This window comes from Streptomyces sp. L2, assembly GCF_004124325.1.
Taxonomy (GTDB): Bacteria; Actinomycetota; Actinomycetes; order Streptomycetales; family Streptomycetaceae; genus Streptomyces.
The window spans coordinates 5,203,897-5,219,021 of sequence record NZ_QBDT01000001.1 but is presented as its reverse complement, the minus strand read 5'-3'; the positions used below and the strand labels follow the sequence as shown (position 1 = coordinate 5,219,021).

The 15,125-nt window shown below is 72.5% G+C and carries 12 protein-coding genes; 4 read left to right on the top strand and 8 right to left on the bottom strand.

Features of this window, described 5'->3' with window-relative positions:
• Nucleotides 1-39: 39 nt before the first annotated feature.
• From DBP14_RS23315 to iolC, 6 genes are all read right to left on the bottom strand, one after another.
• Nucleotides 40-1,437, bottom strand: a complete 1,398-nt coding sequence (locus tag DBP14_RS23315; RefSeq protein WP_129309094.1) for an APC family permease — start codon at nt 1,435-1,437, stop codon at nt 40-42.
• Between the two features lie 387 nt (nt 1,438-1,824).
• Nucleotides 1,825-3,327 carry a CoA-acylating methylmalonate-semialdehyde dehydrogenase gene (mmsA, locus tag DBP14_RS23310; protein WP_129309093.1) on the bottom strand — a complete coding sequence of 501 codons (1,503 nt, stop codon included), beginning with the start codon at nt 3,325-3,327 and terminating at the stop codon, nt 1,825-1,827.
• A gap of 17 nt (nt 3,328-3,344) precedes the next feature.
• A complete protein-coding gene (iolD, locus tag DBP14_RS23305) occupies nt 3,345-5,222 on the bottom strand; it encodes a 3D-(3,5/4)-trihydroxycyclohexane-1,2-dione acylhydrolase (decyclizing) (RefSeq protein WP_129309092.1) in 1,878 nt (625 codons plus the stop codon).
• Nucleotides 5,219-6,070, bottom strand: coding sequence for a 5-deoxy-glucuronate isomerase (gene iolB, locus DBP14_RS23300; protein WP_129309091.1), 852 nt, complete (start codon nt 6,068-6,070; stop codon nt 5,219-5,221). Before iolB ends, iolD begins: the two co-directional genes overlap by 4 nt.
• An 11-nt stretch (nt 6,071-6,081) precedes the next feature.
• Nucleotides 6,082-6,981, bottom strand: a complete 900-nt coding sequence (locus DBP14_RS23295) for a deoxyribose-phosphate aldolase (RefSeq protein WP_129312038.1) — start codon at nt 6,979-6,981, stop codon at nt 6,082-6,084.
• Nucleotides 6,982-7,025: 44 nt separating this feature from the next.
• On the bottom strand, nt 7,026-7,991 hold the full coding sequence (gene iolC, locus DBP14_RS23290) for a 5-dehydro-2-deoxygluconokinase (protein WP_129309090.1): 966 nt from the start codon (nt 7,989-7,991) through the stop codon (nt 7,026-7,028).
• A gap of 125 nt (nt 7,992-8,116) precedes the next feature.
• Between iolC and DBP14_RS23285 the strand changes: the two genes are divergently transcribed.
• Nucleotides 8,117-9,034 (top strand): sugar phosphate isomerase/epimerase, encoded by a 918-nt coding sequence (locus DBP14_RS23285; RefSeq protein WP_129309089.1) that lies wholly within the window; start codon nt 8,117-8,119, stop codon nt 9,032-9,034.
• 224 nt (nt 9,035-9,258) lie between these two features.
• Entirely contained in the window at nt 9,259-9,453 is a 195-nt protein-coding gene (locus tag DBP14_RS23280; RefSeq protein ID WP_129309088.1) for a MerR family transcriptional regulator, read from the top strand.
• A 120-nt stretch (nt 9,454-9,573) separates the two neighbouring features.
• Here the strand turns inward: DBP14_RS23280 and DBP14_RS23275 are convergent, their stop codons facing one another.
• Nucleotides 9,574-10,641, bottom strand: a complete 1,068-nt coding sequence (locus tag DBP14_RS23275) for a hypothetical protein (RefSeq protein WP_241741012.1) — start codon at nt 10,639-10,641, stop codon at nt 9,574-9,576.
• 257 nt (nt 10,642-10,898) lie between these two features.
• Here DBP14_RS23275 and DBP14_RS23270 point away from each other — a divergent pair, with 257 nt between their 5' ends.
• Nucleotides 10,899-11,537, top strand: coding sequence for a papain-like cysteine protease family protein (locus DBP14_RS23270; RefSeq protein WP_129309087.1), 639 nt, complete (start codon nt 10,899-10,901; stop codon nt 11,535-11,537).
• A 5-nt stretch (nt 11,538-11,542) separates the two neighbouring features.
• Nucleotides 11,543-12,454, top strand: a complete 912-nt coding sequence (locus DBP14_RS23265) for a hypothetical protein (RefSeq protein ID WP_241741276.1) — start codon at nt 11,543-11,545, stop codon at nt 12,452-12,454.
• Nucleotides 12,455-12,794: 340 nt separating this feature from the next.
• On the opposite strand, the gene DBP14_RS23260 is transcribed toward DBP14_RS23265, so the two are convergent.
• Nucleotides 12,795-15,014, bottom strand: coding sequence for an MMPL family transporter (locus DBP14_RS23260; protein ID WP_129309085.1), 2,220 nt, complete (start codon nt 15,012-15,014; stop codon nt 12,795-12,797).
• Between the last annotated feature and the right edge of the window lie 111 nt (nt 15,015-15,125).

Sequence of the window (15,125 nt, the reverse complement as noted above, 5' to 3'; positions counted from 1 at the left end):
GCGCCCCTTCGGGCGCCCCTGACGGGGCGCCCCCCGTTGTTACGCCTGGGCGTCTTCCGGGATGGAGACCAGCCAGCGGGTTTCGCGGCGGGGGCGGAGGTAGAGGGCCCAGTAGAGGGTGGCGACCGCGGTGATGCCGCCGGTCCACCAGAGGTAGGTGGCCTCCTGCTGGGTGAGGATGTAGGTGAGGACGACGATCAGCAGGATCGGCATCGCGGGCCACAGGGGCATCCGCCAGGCGGGCGTGTGCTTGTGGGAGCCGCGGCGGCACAGCAGGGCGGCGATCGCGACCAGCAGGTACATGCCGGTCACCGAGACGCCCGTGACGCCGTACAGGGTGTCCAGGTTGACGAAGCAGAGCAGCGCGCCGGGGACGCCGACGGCGAGGGTGGCGACCCAGGGGGAGCCGAAGCGGCCGAGCTTGGAGAAGACGTTGTTGACCGGCTCGGGCCAGGCCTTGTCGCGGGCGGAGGCGAACAGCACGCGGGAGTTCTGGATGACCATGACGATGCCCGCGTTGATGATCGCGAGAGCCACGCAGAGGCTGACGAACGTGCCGACGGCGCTGTTGGACCAGGCGGTGACCATGGAGCTGAGGTCGCCGTTGGTCAGCTCCTTGATGTCGGAGGCGCCCATGGTGATGGCGACGACCGGCACGAGGATGACCACGGAGGAGATCGCGAGGGTGGCGAGGACCGTGCGGGCGACGTTGCGGCGCGGGTTCTCCAGCTCCTCGGAGAGGTAGACGGCGGTCGAGAAGCCCTGGGTGGCGAAGAGGGCGATGGCGAGGCCGGAGATGACGAGCATGGCGGTCACGGTGTCCGTGTGGCCGTGCGCGCCGCTCACCTGCATGGAGACCAGGCTTCCGGCGCCGCGGTGGCTGTGCGTGAAGCCCAGCAGGGCGACGACACCGGCGGCGATGACCTCCAGGACCAGGAAGATGCCGGTGATCCAGGCGTTGGCGCGCAGGTCGAGCAGGCCGGCGAGGGTGGCGAGCAGCATCACGCCGGCGCCGGTCGCCGCCGGGTCGAGGTGCACGAGGGGCGCCAGGTAGTCGGCGGTGCCCATCGCGATCACCGGCGGCACGATCATGACGACCAGCAGGGAGAGCACGAAGACCAGCCAGCCCGCGAGCCGCCCGGCCATCGTGGAGACCATGGCGTACTCGCCGCCGGCGCTGGGGATCAGGGTGCCCAGTTCCGAGTAGCAGAACGCCACGGCGATACAGAGGAGGGAGCCGATGGCGATCGTGAGGGCGGTCGCGGTGCCGAGGGAGCCGAACAGGTCGGGGACCACCACGAAGAGGGTGGAGGCCGGGGTGACGCAGGACAGCGTGAGCAGGGTGCCGCCGACGACGCCGATGGAGCGCTTGAGCGTCTTGGGACTGCCGGGGGTCTCGGGGAGGCCGGTCTCGACAGGGCGGAGCGTGTCGGTCATGCGTCAGGGTCCGATCGGCTGGTGAGGGTGAGGGTGGGGTCGGGAGCGCTATCGCCTCCGGCGGCTCGTCGTACGGTCGTCTCGTCCGCTCCCGGCAGCCTTAGGGAACCCCGACGAAAACCATCGCGTCAATGGCCGTTTACCTTCGGAATCCGCAGTACAGACACCTCGCTCACCGCATCACTTTCCCAGGCGTCGAGACGCTATTTGGGCATCCATCAAGCCATTGCGATAACTGACCTTGTTTTCGAAGGTCATGGTCGCGAAACGCCTTCATCATCCGTTTCATCCCCGAAAACGGGAACCGTAGGCTGGCTCGCGAAAAAAATCAGGCCGTCCGTATACCGGACGGCCTGACGGAGAGCGGCAGAGGTGCTGCCGACCGACTCAGTGGTTGCGCGGGAAGCCCAGGTCGACGCCCGCCGGGGCGTCCGCCGGGTCGGGCCAGCGGGTGGTGACGACCTTGCCGCGGGTGTAGAAGTGCGTGCCGTCGTTGCCGTAGATGTGGTGGTCGCCGAAGAGGGAGTCCTTCCAGCCGCCGAAGGAGTGGTAGCCCACCGGCACCGGGATCGGGACGTTCACGCCGACCATGCCGGCCTCGATCTCCAGCTGGAAGCGGCGGGCGGCGCCGCCGTCCCGGGTGAAGATCGCGGTCCCGTTGCCGAACGGCGAGGCGTTCATCAGCGCCACGCCCTCCTCGTACGTGTCCACGCGCAGCACGCACAGCACCGGGCCGAAGATCTCGTCCTGGTAGGCCTTCGCGGTGATCGGCACCCGGTCCAGCAGCGACAGGCCGATCCAGTGGCCGTCCTCGTAGCCCTCAACCGTGTAGCCGGTGCCGTCCAGGACCACCTCGCAGCCCTCGTCGGCCGCGCCCTTCACGTAGGAGGCGACCTTGTCGCGGTGGGCGGCGGTGATCAGCGGGCCCATCTCGGAGGCCGGGTCGGTGCCGGGGCCGATCTTGATCTTCTCGGCGCGCTCGCGGATCTTCTCCACCAGCGTGTCGCCGATGGAGCCGACCGCCACGATCGCCGAGATCGCCATGCAGCGCTCGCCGGCCGAGCCGTAGGCGGCGCTCACGGCCGCGTCGGCCGCCGCGTCCAGGTCGGCGTCGGGCAGGACCAGCATGTGGTTCTTGGCACCGCCGAGCGCCTGCACCCGCTTGCCGTGCGCGGAGGCGGTGGTGTGGATGTAGCGGGCGATCGGCGTGGAGCCGACGAAGGAGACCGCCTTGACGTCCGGGTGCTCCAGCAGCCGGTCGACGGCCACCTTGTCGCCCTGGACGACGTTGAACACGCCGTCGGGCAGCCCGGCCTCGCTCAGCAGCTCACCGAGCTTCACCGAGGCCGACGGGTCCTTCTCGCTCGGCTTCAGCACGAAGGTGTTGCCGCAGGCGATGGCGATCGGGAACATCCACAGCGGGACCATCGCCGGGAAGTTGAACGGCGTGATGCCGGCGACGACACCGAGCGGCTGCCGGATGGAGGAGACGTCCACGCGCGTGGCGACCTCCGTGGACAGCTCGCCCTTGAGCTGCACGTTGATGCCGCAGGCGAGGTCGACGATCTCCAGGCCGCGCGCGACCTCGCCGAGGGCGTCGGAGTGCACCTTGCCGTGCTCGGCGGTGATCAGCTCGGCGATCTCGTCACGGTGGGCGTCCAGCAGCGCGCGGAAGCGGAACAGCACCTCCGTGCGCTTGGCCAGCGAGGTCCGGCTCCAGGAGGCGTAGGCGTCCTTGGCGGAGGCGACCGCCGCGTCCACCTCCTCAACGGAGGCGAAGGCGACCTTCGTGGTGACCGCGCCGGTCGCCGGGTCCGTGACCGGCCCGTACGAACCCGACGCGCCTTCGGCGGTCTTGCCGCCGATCCAGTGGTTGACGATCTTCGTCATGCCCAGATACTCCTTGCTCACAGATGGCGGCGTCGGGTCGAGACGTGCCGTTCGTACAGCTCACGGGCCTTGACCGCGGACGACCGTGTCGCGGTCTCGGCCACAGGAACATCCCACCAGGCCTGCGCTTCGGGCGCGCCCGACACAGTGTCGGACGTTTCGGTCTCCACGTAGACACATGTGGGAGTGTCGGCGGCCCGCGCCTCGGCGAGCGCCGCGCGCAGGTCCCCGACGGTCTTGGCGCGCAGGACGCGCATGCCGAGGCTGGCCGCGTTGGCGGCCAGGTCGACGGGCAGCGGGGCACCGGTGAAGGTGCCGTCCGCCGAGGTGTAGCGGTACGCCGTGCCGAACCGCTCGCCGCCGACCGACTCCGACAGTCCGCCGATGGAGGCGTACCCGTGGTTCTGCACCAGCAGCACCTTGATCGCGACGCCTTCCTGTACGGCGGTCACGATCTCCGTCGGCATCATCAGATACGTGCCGTCGCCGACCAGCGCCCACACGGGCCGGTCCGGCGCGGCCAGTTTCACGCCGACGGCGGCCGGGATCTCGTAGCCCATGCAGGAGTAGCCGTACTCCAGGTGGTACTGGTCCCGGGAGCGGGCCCGCCACAGCTTGTGCAGGTCGCCGGGGAGGGAGCCGGCCGCGTTGACGATGATGTCGGAGTCGTCCACGATCGCGTCGAGGGCGCCGAGCACCTGCGGCTGGGAGGGCCGGACGTCCGGCTCCCCGGCCTCGTAGCAGGCGTCCACGCGCTGCTCCCAGCGCTCCTTGTCCTCGGTGTACTCGCCGACGTAGGCGTCGGCAACCCGGTGGCCGTGCGCCGCCAGGGCCTCGGTGAGCCGGTCCAGGCCGCTCCGGGCGTCGGCGACCAGCGGGAGCCCGGCCAGTTTGTGGCCGTCGTGCGGCGCGATGTTGAGGTTGAGGAAGCGGACGTCCGGGTTCTGGAAGAGGGTGCCGGAGGCGGTGGTGAAGTCGGTGTAGCGGGTGCCGACGCCGATCACCAGGTCGGCGGTGCGGGCCAGCTCGTCGGCGGTGGCGGTGCCGGTGTGGCCGATGCCGCCGACGTCCTGGGGGTGGTCGTGGCGCAGCGAGCCCTTGCCGGCCTGGGTGGAGGCGACCGGGATGCCGGTGGCCCCGGCGAACGCGGCGAGGGCCTGTTCGGCGCGGCTGTGGTGGACGCCGCCGCCGGCGATGACGAGGGGGCGGCGGGCGGCCCGGACCGCCCGGACGGCCCCGGCGAGTTCGGCGGGGTCCGCGCCCGGCCGCCGTACGGTCCACACGCGGGGCGCGAAGAACTCCTCGGGCCAGTCGTACGCCTCGGCCTGCACGTCCTGCGGGAGCGCGAGGGTGACGGCGCCGGTCTCGACGGGGTCGGTGAGCACGCGCATCGCCTGGAGCGCGCCCGGGATCAGCGCCTCGGGGCGGGTGATCCGGTCGAAGTACCTCGACACCGGGCGCAGGGTGTCGTTCACGGAGACGTCGCCCGCGTACGGCACCTCCAGCTGCTGGAGCACCGGGTCGGCGGGGCGGGTCGCGAACACGTCGCCGGGCAGCAGCAGGACCGGGAGGTGGTTGATGGTGGCCAGGGCGGCGCCGGTGACCAGGTTGGTGGCGCCGGGGCCGATGGAGGTGGTCACCGCGTGCGTGGACAGGCGGTTGGACTGGCGGGCGTAGCCGACCGCCGCGTGCACCATGGCCTGTTCGTTACGGCCCTGGTGGTACGGCATCTCGGCCGCGTACTCGACGAGGGCCTGGCCGATTCCGGCGACGTTGCCGTGCCCGAAGATGCCCCAGGTGGCGCTGATCAGCCGCTGCCGTTCGCCGTCGCGTTCGGTGTGCTGGACGGTGAGGAAGCGCAGCAGCGCCTGGGCGACGGTCAGCCGGATCGTCATCGGTAGCCCCCTGTGGTCTCGGTGTGGTCGGGGTGGAAGCGGATCCGCCACTCCCGGGTCTTCCCGGGCCCGGCCATGACGTTGAGGTAGTACATGGCGTGGCCGGGCTGGGCGATGGACGGACCGTGCCAGCCGTCGGGGACGAGGACCGCGTCGCCGGAGCGGACTTCCGCGAGGACGTCGGTGCCGCCCTCTCGGGACGGGAACACCCGCTGATAGCCGAGGCCGTTCGGGCCCTCGATCTCAAAGTAGTAGATCTCCTCCAGCTCGGACTCCTCGCCCGGCCGGTGCTCGTCGTGCTTGTGCGGCGGGTACGAGGACCAGTTGCCGCCGGGGGTGATCACCTCGACGGCGATCAGCTTGTCGCAGTCGAAGGCGTCGGCTGCGGCGAAGCCCCGCACCTGACGGGCGCAGTTGCCGCTGCCGCGCTGCTCGACGGGAACCTCCGGCGCGGGGCCGTAGCGGGCGGGGAGTCGTCGCTCGCACTTCGCTCCTGCCAGGGCGAAGCGGCCTCCCGCGCCGGAGGCGATCTGGACCCGGGCGTCCCGGGGGGCGTACGCGAAGTCGGTCGCGGACGCGAACACGCTGGTGCGGCCCCGGAGTTGGAACTCTCCCGGCGGCGGTGACTGCCCTTCCTCCGTTCCGTCGACTCGCACGGTACAGGCGCCTTCGAGCGGAAGCACGATCCACTCGCTGTCACCGGTGGCGAACGTATGAGTACCCCCGGGCGCCAACTCCACGACGCGCAGGCTGCTGTGGGCCCAGCCGGCCCGTTCGGGGCCGATGTCGACGGCGTACCGCTCGTTCGCGGTGGCGCCGCGGGGCAGGTGCGGGTGGGTGGTGGTCATACGGGCGGCCCTCACAGCAGTCCTACGGCGGTGTCCACGGCGGCGGCCACGTCGCCGTCCGCCGGGTACAGCAGCGAGCGGCCGACGACCAGGCCGCGCACGGTGGGGAGTCGGAGCGCGCCGCGCCACTTCTCGTAGGCGGCGTCCTGGTCCTCGGGGGAGTCCCCTATGTCGCCGCCGAGCAGCACGGCCGGCAGGGTGGAGGTCTCCATCACCCGGGCCATGTCGTCGGGGTTCTCGGTGACCGGCACCTTCAGCCAGGTGTAGGCGGAGGAGCCGCCGAGTCCGGAGGCGATGGCGATGGACTTGGTGACGGCCCCGGCGGACAGGTCGTTGCGCAGCTTCCCGTCTGGGGTGCGGTGGCTGAGGAACGGTTCGACGAAGACGGGCAGCCGGCGCGCGGCCATGTCGTCGATGGCGCGGGCGGTGGACTCCAGGGTGGTCAGGGAGCCGGGGTCGTCGTAGTCGACGCGGAGCAGCAGCTTCCCCGCGTCGAACCCGAGGCGCTGGAGGTCCGCGGGGCGGTGGCCGGTGAAGCGGTCGTCCAGTTCGAAGCGGGCGCCCTGCAGTCCGCCGCGGTTCATGGAGCCCATGACGACCTTGTGGTCGAGGGCGCCGAGCAGCAGCAGGTCGTCGAGGATGTCGGCGGTGGCGAGGACGCCGTCGACGCCGGGCCGGGACAGTGCCAGGCACAGCCGCTCCAGCAGGCCGGCCCGGTTGGCCATGGCGAACCCGCGGTCGCCGACGCCGAGGGCGCCGCGGGCGGGGTGGTCGGCGGCGACGATCATCAGCCGGCCGTCCTCGTTCAGCAGCGGCCGGCGCGCCCGGCGGGCGGCGGCCTCGGCGATGGCCTCGGGGTGGTGGGTGCGGATGCGGACGAGTTCGGCGACGTCCACGCGCGCGTGCCGCACGCCGTCCCCGCCCTGGCGGTGCGTGCCCGCGACCTTGCCGGCCCTCACCGGACCGCTCCGGCGTCGAGCGCGGCGGCCACCTCGTCGGGGGTGGGCATCGCGGAGGAGCACTCCAGCCGGGAGGCGACGATGGCGCCGGCCGCGTTGGCGTGCCGCACGACGGTCTCCAGGTCCCAGCCGGCCAGCAGGCCGTGGCAGAGGGAGCCGCCGAAGGCGTCACCCGCGCCGAGCCCGTTGAGGACGGTGACGGGCAGCGGGGGGACCTCGGCCGAGTCGCCGTCCCGGTGGACGGCCAGGACGCCCTTGGGTCCCTGTTTGACGACGGCGAGTTCGACGCCGGCGTCCAGCAGCGCACGGGCCGCCGCGTGGGGCTCGCGGACCCCGGTGGCCACCTCCACCTCGTCGAGGTTGCCGACGGCGACGGTGGTGTGGCGCAGGGCCTCGGCGTAGAGGGAGCGGGCCTGATCCTGGTCCGGCCGGGCTGTGCTGCTCCAGAGATCGGGCCGCCAGTCGAGGTCGAAGACCGTCGTTCCGGACTTGGCGCGGTGGGTGAGGGCGGCGAGGGTCGCCGTCCGGCTGGGCTCCTCGCTCAGGCCGGTACCGGTGACCCAGAAGACACCGGCCTCGCGGACGGCGGCCAGGTCCAGGTCGCCGGCGTCGATCTCCAGGTCGGGAGCCTTGGGCCGCCGGTAGAAGTACAGCGGGAAGTCGTCCGGCGGGAAGACCTCGCAGAAGGTGACCGGGGTGGGCAGTCCGGGCACGGGGGTGACCCAGCGGTCGTCGACACCGAAGCCGCGCAGGGCCTCGTGGAGATAGTCACCGAAGGCGTCGGCCCCGGTGCGGGTGATCACGGCGGTGCTCCGGCCCAGGCGGGCGGCGGCCACCGCGACGTTGGTGGCCGACCCTCCCAGGAACTTGCCGAAGGTCGACACCTGCGCGAGTGGGACACCGGTCTGCAGCGGGTAGAGGTCCACTCCGATCCGTCCCATGGTGATCAGGTCGTACGCCATCGGCTTCCCTTCGTCACGGCTCTCCCCCGGTTTGTAGTCCTGCCCTCACCACCCTGTCAATATTTTGTCCGGACATTCGGACTAGCCCTTGACACCGCTCTCCGCCGGACCGCACGCTGACGGCCATGACGTCGATGCCGCCTTCCTCCTCACTGTCCCGTATCCGGATCGGATCGGCGCCCGACTCCTGGGGCGTCTGGTTCCCCGACGATCCGCAGCAGGTCCCGTGGCAGCGCTTCCTCGACGAGGTGGCCGCCTCGGGCTACGAGTGGATCGAACTCGGCCCGTACGGCTACCTCCCGAGCGATCCGGCCGTCCTCGCCGACGAGACCGCCCGCCGGGGCCTGAAGGTGTCGGCCGGCACGGTGTTCACGGGCCTGCACCACGGCCCCGCGGTCTGGGACGAGACCTGGGCGCACGTCTCCGACATCGCCGCGCTGACCCAGGCGATGGGCGGCCGCCACCTCGTCGTCATCCCGTCCTTCTGGCGGGACGACAAGACCGGCCGGGTGCTGGAGCCGTCCGAACTGACCGCCGGGCAGTGGCGCGACCTCACCTCGCAGACCGAACGCCTCGGCCGGGAGGTGCGCGAGCGCTACGGCCTGACGATCGTCGTCCACCCGCACGCCGACACCCACATCGACAGCGAGGAGAACGTCACCCGCTTCCTCGACGGCACCGACTCCGACTCGGTCTCGCTGTGCCTGGACACCGGGCACTACGCCTACTGCGGCGGCGACAGCGTCAAGCTGATCGAGACCTACGGCGAGCGGATCGGCTACCTGCACCTCAAGCAGGTCGACCCCGAGATCCTGGCCGACGTGCGGGCGAACGGCACCCCGTTCGGGCCGGCCGTCGCGCAGGGCGTGATGTGCGAGCCGCCCGGCGGGGTGCCCGCGCTGGGTCCCGTCCTGGAGGCGGCCCAGCGGCTGGACACCGACCTGTTCGCGATCGTCGAGCAGGACATGTACCCGTGCGAGCCGGACCGGCCGCTGCCGATCGCCCAGCGTACGCGCGCCTTCCTGCGGTCCTGCGGGGCGTAGACGCGACCGGCGCTGCTTTTCGGCAGCGGCGTCACAAAATCGCCCCTCCTGTCACAGGTGTCACATATACGCGGCTCCTGCGTCACACCCGGTCAACAGCCGCTTCCCCGCGGTCACTCAGCGTCGTTCACCGGGCAACAGCGTAGTGATCGCCAGCGCAGCGCCCGGCCCCCCGACGGCCATCCCCCGGCCGCCGCCGCGGCGCGCGCGGGGAGGTGCAACCGATGACCGACCGAAGGCTCTGGTCGTACAAGGAGATCGCGGCACACATCAAGGTGCAGCCGGACACCGTACGGTCCTACCGCAAGCACGGCCTGCTGCCCCCGCCCGACCACGTCGAATCCGGCAAGCCGTACTGGTACGCCGACACAGTCCGAGCGTGGGTGGCCTCCCGGCCGGGCAACAGGGGCCGCAGATAACTCCGGCCGAGTCTCCGCGCCGTCTGGGGGCGCGGGGCGTGTCTGATGTGCGGCTCCGCCGCGTGGGCGCGAGAACCCCCACCGGCCCGCACCCGACACTCCCGCCGGGCCCGCCCTCCCCTACTCCCAGTCCCACCCCACCCCCACATGCCCGGGCCGAACCGCGGGTTCCATCACGTGCACCGTCCCGTACGCGTTCAGCGTCAGATCGGCGATGTACTCCGGCGGCACCTGCGCCGACGGCCGGCCGAACCGCCGGCACCGCACGGGCAGGGCCGCCCGGTCGAAGGCGATCTGCAGCGCGTAACTGCCCCCGGCGTACGTGAACCCGCGGAAGTACTCGTTGCTCGGCTCACCCGTGCCGTCCTCGAACCGGTACCGCAGCACCGCCGTCTCCCCCACCGCCAGCCGCGCGTCGAACAGCAGCTCCGCCACGACCACCCCGGCGTCCGGTGCCCGCCGCACCCGGCCGACCCGGCAGCTGTCCAGGCCCAGCACGCGGACCGCCCCGGTGTCGGAGCCGGGTTCGCCGCAGTGGATCGCCACATAGCGGTCGATGCCGTCCCGGTGGGCCCGTACGACGTGCTGCGCCTCCCGCGCGGCGAGCCGTCGCCGGGCGTCGATCTCCACCCGCTCGTACTGCAGCACGGTGTGCAGCCCGACGTCGCGGGGTGCCTCCAGCTCGGCGAGCAGCCGCTCCACGGCCGAGCCCGGCCCGACCAGCACCCGGAACGGCCGGCCCACCGGGTGGTCGGCGGCGGCGCGCGGGCCGAGCAGCCGGGTCAGGGAGTGCTCCGGCAGCTCCAGCACCTCCTCCAGGGCGCTCACCGCGCGCAGCGACTCGGGCCGGTCCGGCCGGCGGATACCGCGCTGCCAGTAACTGAGGCTGGTCACGCCGACGTGGATGCCGCGCTGGGCCAGCCGGTGCCGCACCCGGTGCAGGGCCAGGCCGCGGGCGGCGAGCGCGGCCCGCAGCGCCTCCGGGAACGGGCCGGTGCGCAGCGCCTCGGCGAGCCGCGCCTCGGCCGCCGCGCGGGAGCCGGCCGCCGGGGCGGGATGGTGCGCACCGGTCCGGGGGGCGGGCGCCACGGCCCGAGAAGCGGGCACGGCGGGCGCGGGTTCGGCGCCAGGCGCGGGTTCGACGGCGGGGCGGGAGGTGTCCCGTCCGTCGCTCGGCGTCTGCGCCATGCGCGCCCTCCCCTCCGCGGCGTCACGCGTTCCGGCGCGACGTGAATGTTCACTTCCGGTACTGCGGCCGGGCCTGCCGCGGCGCGACGCTACCAGCGGTAAGACCTGTGCCGTTCACACCCGTACGCCCCTTGTTCACACCGGCGCCGAGCCCAGGACGGCGGACGTTGACCGTACACCGCCACTGGTTGAATGCTCATCCTCAAGCGTCCGGACGCGCTCCTTCCGCCGAACCCCTCACCAGGGAGGACCGCCCCATGTCTTCCACCACCCCACACCCGCCGCGCCGCGGCCGCAGACGCGGGCTCGCCCTGGCCGGCTGTCTGCTGGCCACCGCCCTGTCGCTCGCCACGGGGAGCACGGCTTCCGCCGCCCCCGCCCAGCCCGCCGGCACCACCGCCGCGTACGCCACCGGCGGTGCCCAGCAGCTCGACATCAGCATGCAGTCGCAGCAGAAGACCAACTGGTGCTGGGCGGCCAGCGGCGCCACCATCGCCTCGTGGTTCGGCTACGACTACAGCCAGAACTCCTTCTGCGACGCGGCGTTCGGCTACAGCCAGGGTGTGAACTGCCCCAACAACCAGGCCACCCTCGGCGACGACCAGACGGCGTACGACTGGATGGGCCTGAACCCCGGCCGCTACATCCAGGGCCGGATCAGCTACAGCGGCCTGCAGAACGAGATCAACGCCGGCCGCCCGGTGCAGACCCGCATCCAGTGGAGCTCCGGCGGCGGCCACATGGAGGTGCTGTACGGCTACGACACCTCCAAGAGCTGGGTGTACTGGGGCGACCCGTGGCCCGACGACTACCGCTACAACTGGGCGACGTACAGCTACTACGCCGGCAACTCCGACTTCTCCTGGACCCACACGCTCTACGGAATAGGGGCGTGAGCGCCATGCAGCAGAACCGGACCCGCACCCTGATCCGCCCGGCCGCAGTCGGGACGCTGGCCGCCGCCGCGCTCGTGCTGACCGGCGCGGCCACGGCCACCGCCGCCCCCACGCCTCCGGCCGTCCCGCACGCCTACAGCGCCGGCCAGCTCGCCTCCGCGCGGGCCGCCGCCGGCGACGACACCACGCTCGGCGTGCTCACGCGGTTCTTCGCCCACGACCCGGACCACGGCAGCCACGCCGCCACCCCGGACCTGGTCGGCGGCAAGCCCGCCGCGCCGCGGCTCACCGGCGCCGGCACCACCGTGTACACGCTGAACGCCGACTTCGTCGCGGGCCGCGCGAACGCACCGGTCGCCAAGCCGGCGTTCGTCGCCACGGAGGCCGTCTCGGCGACCGGCCAGCGGGCCTCGGTGTGGAGCGTGCCCACCGCGAAGGGCTGGCAGGTCGTCAACATCGCCAGCGGAGCCGACGAGACCTCGTACGCCGCCAAGGCGCACGGCGACGGCACCGTCTTCCGCGAGCCGCAGGTCAACGCCTGGTACGTGCTGCGCGGCAACCGGGTGCTGCCGCTCAACACCGAGGCGCGGGCCGCGATCGGCGCCCACGGCACCTCCGTGACCGCGTACCAGCACCACGTCCACAAGGCGTACGGCTCCCGGCTGGCCGGCTCGGCGTACGACCGCGACGGCTACGCGGGCGGCTTCGGCAAGGCGTCCGGCCGGGCCGCCGCACGGGCGGCCGGCGCGCAGACGTCCACCGTCGCGTCGGGCACGCCGGGCACGTCCGCCGGCGGCACCGACACCGGCACCGTGGCGGGCCTGGGTGCGGCGGGTGCCGCGCTCGCCCTGGCGCTCGGCTTCGCCGGACGCCGCCGCCTCGGCCTGCGCCTGCGGCAAGGTCTCGGATCGCGATGACCTGACCGGTCGCGATCCGACGGGGGGATGTGCGAACGGCGGTGACCCCACACACCGTCCGCACGCCAGTGGGGAGAGGTCCCGGGAGCCCGGGCCGGGCCGGGGAGGTCCGAGACCGGCCCGGCACCTTCCGGGACCTCTCCCCTGTCCCCACAGGGGCCCAGACCCCCGCTTGGACTTCCGCCGCCACGGCCGAGCACCGGGGCGGCGGATCGGAGGGGAGGGGGACCGTGGAGCAGGGGGACACCGGAGGCCTTCCCGGCGGCCGCTCCTCCATGGCCCCTCCCCCACCCTCCAGTACCCGGCGTACAGCCCGACACCGGACGGCTGCCCCGCGGCCTCACACCCCCGCCGTCTCCCGTTCCCTCGCCGGAGCCGCCGTCGGCCTCTCGCCCTCGCTGAGGCCGAAGCGCTGGTGGAAGCGGCGCAGGGGGGCCGGTGCCCACCAGGTGGCGCGGCCGGTGAGGCGCATGATCGCCGGGACCAGCAGGCTTCGTACGACCATCGCGTCCATCAGCACCGCGAGTGCGATGCCGAGTCCGAGCATCTTGGTGTTGGTGACCCGGGAGGTGCCGATGGCCACCATCACCACCGCGAGGATGACCGCCGCGGCGGTGATCAGCCCTCCCGTGCGCTGCAGGCCGTGGCGCACCGCCTCGCTGTGGTCGCCCGTGCGGTCGTACTCCTCCTTGATGCGGGACAGCAGGAACACGCCGTAGTCCATGGAGAGACCGAAGGCCACGCAGAACATCAGCACGGGCAGGGTGGTCTCGATGGAGCCGGGGCTGGTGAAGCCGAGGGCGCCCGAGAAGTGGCCGTCCTGGAAGACCCAGACCACCGCGCCGAACATCGCCGTCAGGCTGAGCGCGTTGAGCACGACGGCCTGCAGGGGTATCACCACGCTGCCCGTGAGCAGGAAGACCAGCAGCAGGGTGACGACGGCGATGAACGCCCCGGCCCACGGCAGGTGTTCGGCTATGGCGTGCTTGGAGTCGACCAGGACGGCCGCCGTACCGGTCACCTTCGTGTCGAACGGGGCGTCCAGCGCGCGCAGGTCGCCGACCAGGCGCTGCGCGGGGCCGTCCACGGACTCGCCCCTCGGCTGCACGGTGAAGTAGGCGGAGTCGCCCCTGACCAGCGGGCCGTCGACGCGGACCACCTCGGGCAGGGCGGCCACCCGCTGCTTGTACGCGGCGTACTGCGCCTTCGTCGCCCGGCCCTCGGCGAGGACGTCGAGGCCGCCGCCGGGACTGCCCGGGAAGTCCTGGCGCAGATGCTGCTGCACCACGTGCGACTCGGCGCCCGCGGGCAGCTGACGGTCGTCGGCGGTACCGAACTTCACGCCCAGGAACGGCAGTCCGAGGAGGACCAGCAGGGCGGTGGTGCCGAGGGCGAAGAGCGGGGCGCGACGCATCACCAGGGAGGCGGCCCCCGCCCAGGCCGTGCCCTCGGCGCCGGAAGGCTTCGGCGCGCGACCGCGACGGAACAGGCGCCGCAGGTCGAGGGAGTTGACCCGGTGGCCGAGCAGGATCAGGGCGGCCGGCAGGAGGATGAGGGCGGCCGCGGCGGCGAGCAGCACCACCGCGATGCCCGCGTAGGCGAAGGAGCGCAGGAAGTACTGCGGGAAGACCATCATCGCGGCCAGGGACACGGCGACGGTGAGGGCGGAGAACAGCACGGTGCGCCCGGCCGTGCGCAGGGTCGTGCCGACGGCGGTCAGCGGGTCGGCGCCGGTGGCCAGTTCCTCGCGGTAGCGGCGGACGATGAACAGGGCGTAGTCGATGGCGAGGCCGAGGCCCAGGGCCGTGGTGAGGTTGAGGGCGAAGACGGAGACGTCGGTGAACGCCGTCAGGCCGCGCAGCACCGCGTTGGTGCCGAGGATCGCGACGATGCCGATGCCCAGGGGCAGCAGTGCCGCGACGGCGCTGCCGAAGACCATCACCAGCAGGACCAGGGTGATCGGCAGGGCGATCATCTCGGCGCGGGTCAGGTCCTCTTTGATGGTCGTCTGCATCTCGTGCCGTACCGCGACGATGCCGCCGACCTTCACCCGCACCGGCCCGTGGACACCCCGGAGCCGAGGGGCGATGCGGTCCAGGGTCCTGCCGGTCGCGTTGTCGTCGCCGGTGATGCGGGCGGCGATCAGCGCCTCGTGGCCGTCCTCGGCCCGCAGGGCGGGCGAATGGGTCTGCCAGTAGGAGCCGACGCCGGTCACGCCCTTCTCCTTGGCCAGCCGCCCGGCGAGAGCGCGGCCCTCGGCGGCCACCGCCGGGTCGTCGACCGAGGCCCCACCGGAGTCGACGAGGAGGACGAGGTTGGGCTGGGAGGCGGGGAACTGGCGCTCCAGCGCCTTGGTCGCGTAGGTCGACTCGGCGGCCGGGTCCTCCCAGCCGCCGCTGCCCAGATGGTCGGCGACGCCGCTGCCGGCCAGCACCGCGAGAGCGGTGAGCACCAGGGCGACGAGCAGTGACAGCCGGGGCCGGGCGGTCACGAACCGGGTCCAGCCACGGGGCGGCGCGGGGCTCTGCCCGGCGGGCTGTGCCTCGTTGACTTCGGTCATCGTGCGGTGTCCCCTTCACCGTGACCAGTGCGATCGCCGTACGCGCGCACGGCGGCGCAGGGCAGCATGGGTCGTCCATTGCCACATAGACTGGCAAACACGAGTGATCGC

Excerpts from the sequence above, each read along its gene's own strand:
- DBP14_RS23315 (WP_129309094.1), bottom strand. The coding sequence starts at position 1,437 with ATGACCGACACGCTCCGCCCTGTCGAGACCGGCCTCCCCGAGACCCCC.
- mmsA (WP_129309093.1), bottom strand. The coding sequence starts at position 3,327 with ATGACGAAGATCGTCAACCACTGGATCGGCGGCAAGACCGCCGAAGGC.
- iolD (WP_129309092.1), bottom strand. The coding sequence starts at position 5,222 with ATGACGATCCGGCTGACCGTCGCCCAGGCGCTGCTGCGCTTCCTCACC.
- iolB (WP_129309091.1), bottom strand. The coding sequence starts at position 6,070 with ATGACCACCACCCACCCGCACCTGCCCCGCGGCGCCACCGCGAACGAG.
- iolC (WP_129309090.1), bottom strand. The coding sequence starts at position 7,991 with ATGGCGTACGACCTGATCACCATGGGACGGATCGGAGTGGACCTCTAC.
- DBP14_RS23285 (WP_129309089.1), top strand. The coding sequence starts at position 8,117 with ATGACGTCGATGCCGCCTTCCTCCTCACTGTCCCGTATCCGGATCGGA.
- DBP14_RS23280 (WP_129309088.1), top strand. The coding sequence starts at position 9,259 with ATGACCGACCGAAGGCTCTGGTCGTACAAGGAGATCGCGGCACACATC.
- DBP14_RS23275 (WP_241741012.1), bottom strand. The coding sequence starts at position 10,641 with ATGGCGCAGACGCCGAGCGACGGACGGGACACCTCCCGCCCCGCCGTC.
- DBP14_RS23270 (WP_129309087.1), top strand. The coding sequence starts at position 10,899 with ATGTCTTCCACCACCCCACACCCGCCGCGCCGCGGCCGCAGACGCGGG.
- DBP14_RS23265 (WP_241741276.1), top strand. The coding sequence starts at position 11,543 with ATGCAGCAGAACCGGACCCGCACCCTGATCCGCCCGGCCGCAGTCGGG.
- DBP14_RS23260 (WP_129309085.1), bottom strand. The coding sequence starts at position 15,014 with ATGACCGAAGTCAACGAGGCACAGCCCGCCGGGCAGAGCCCCGCGCCG.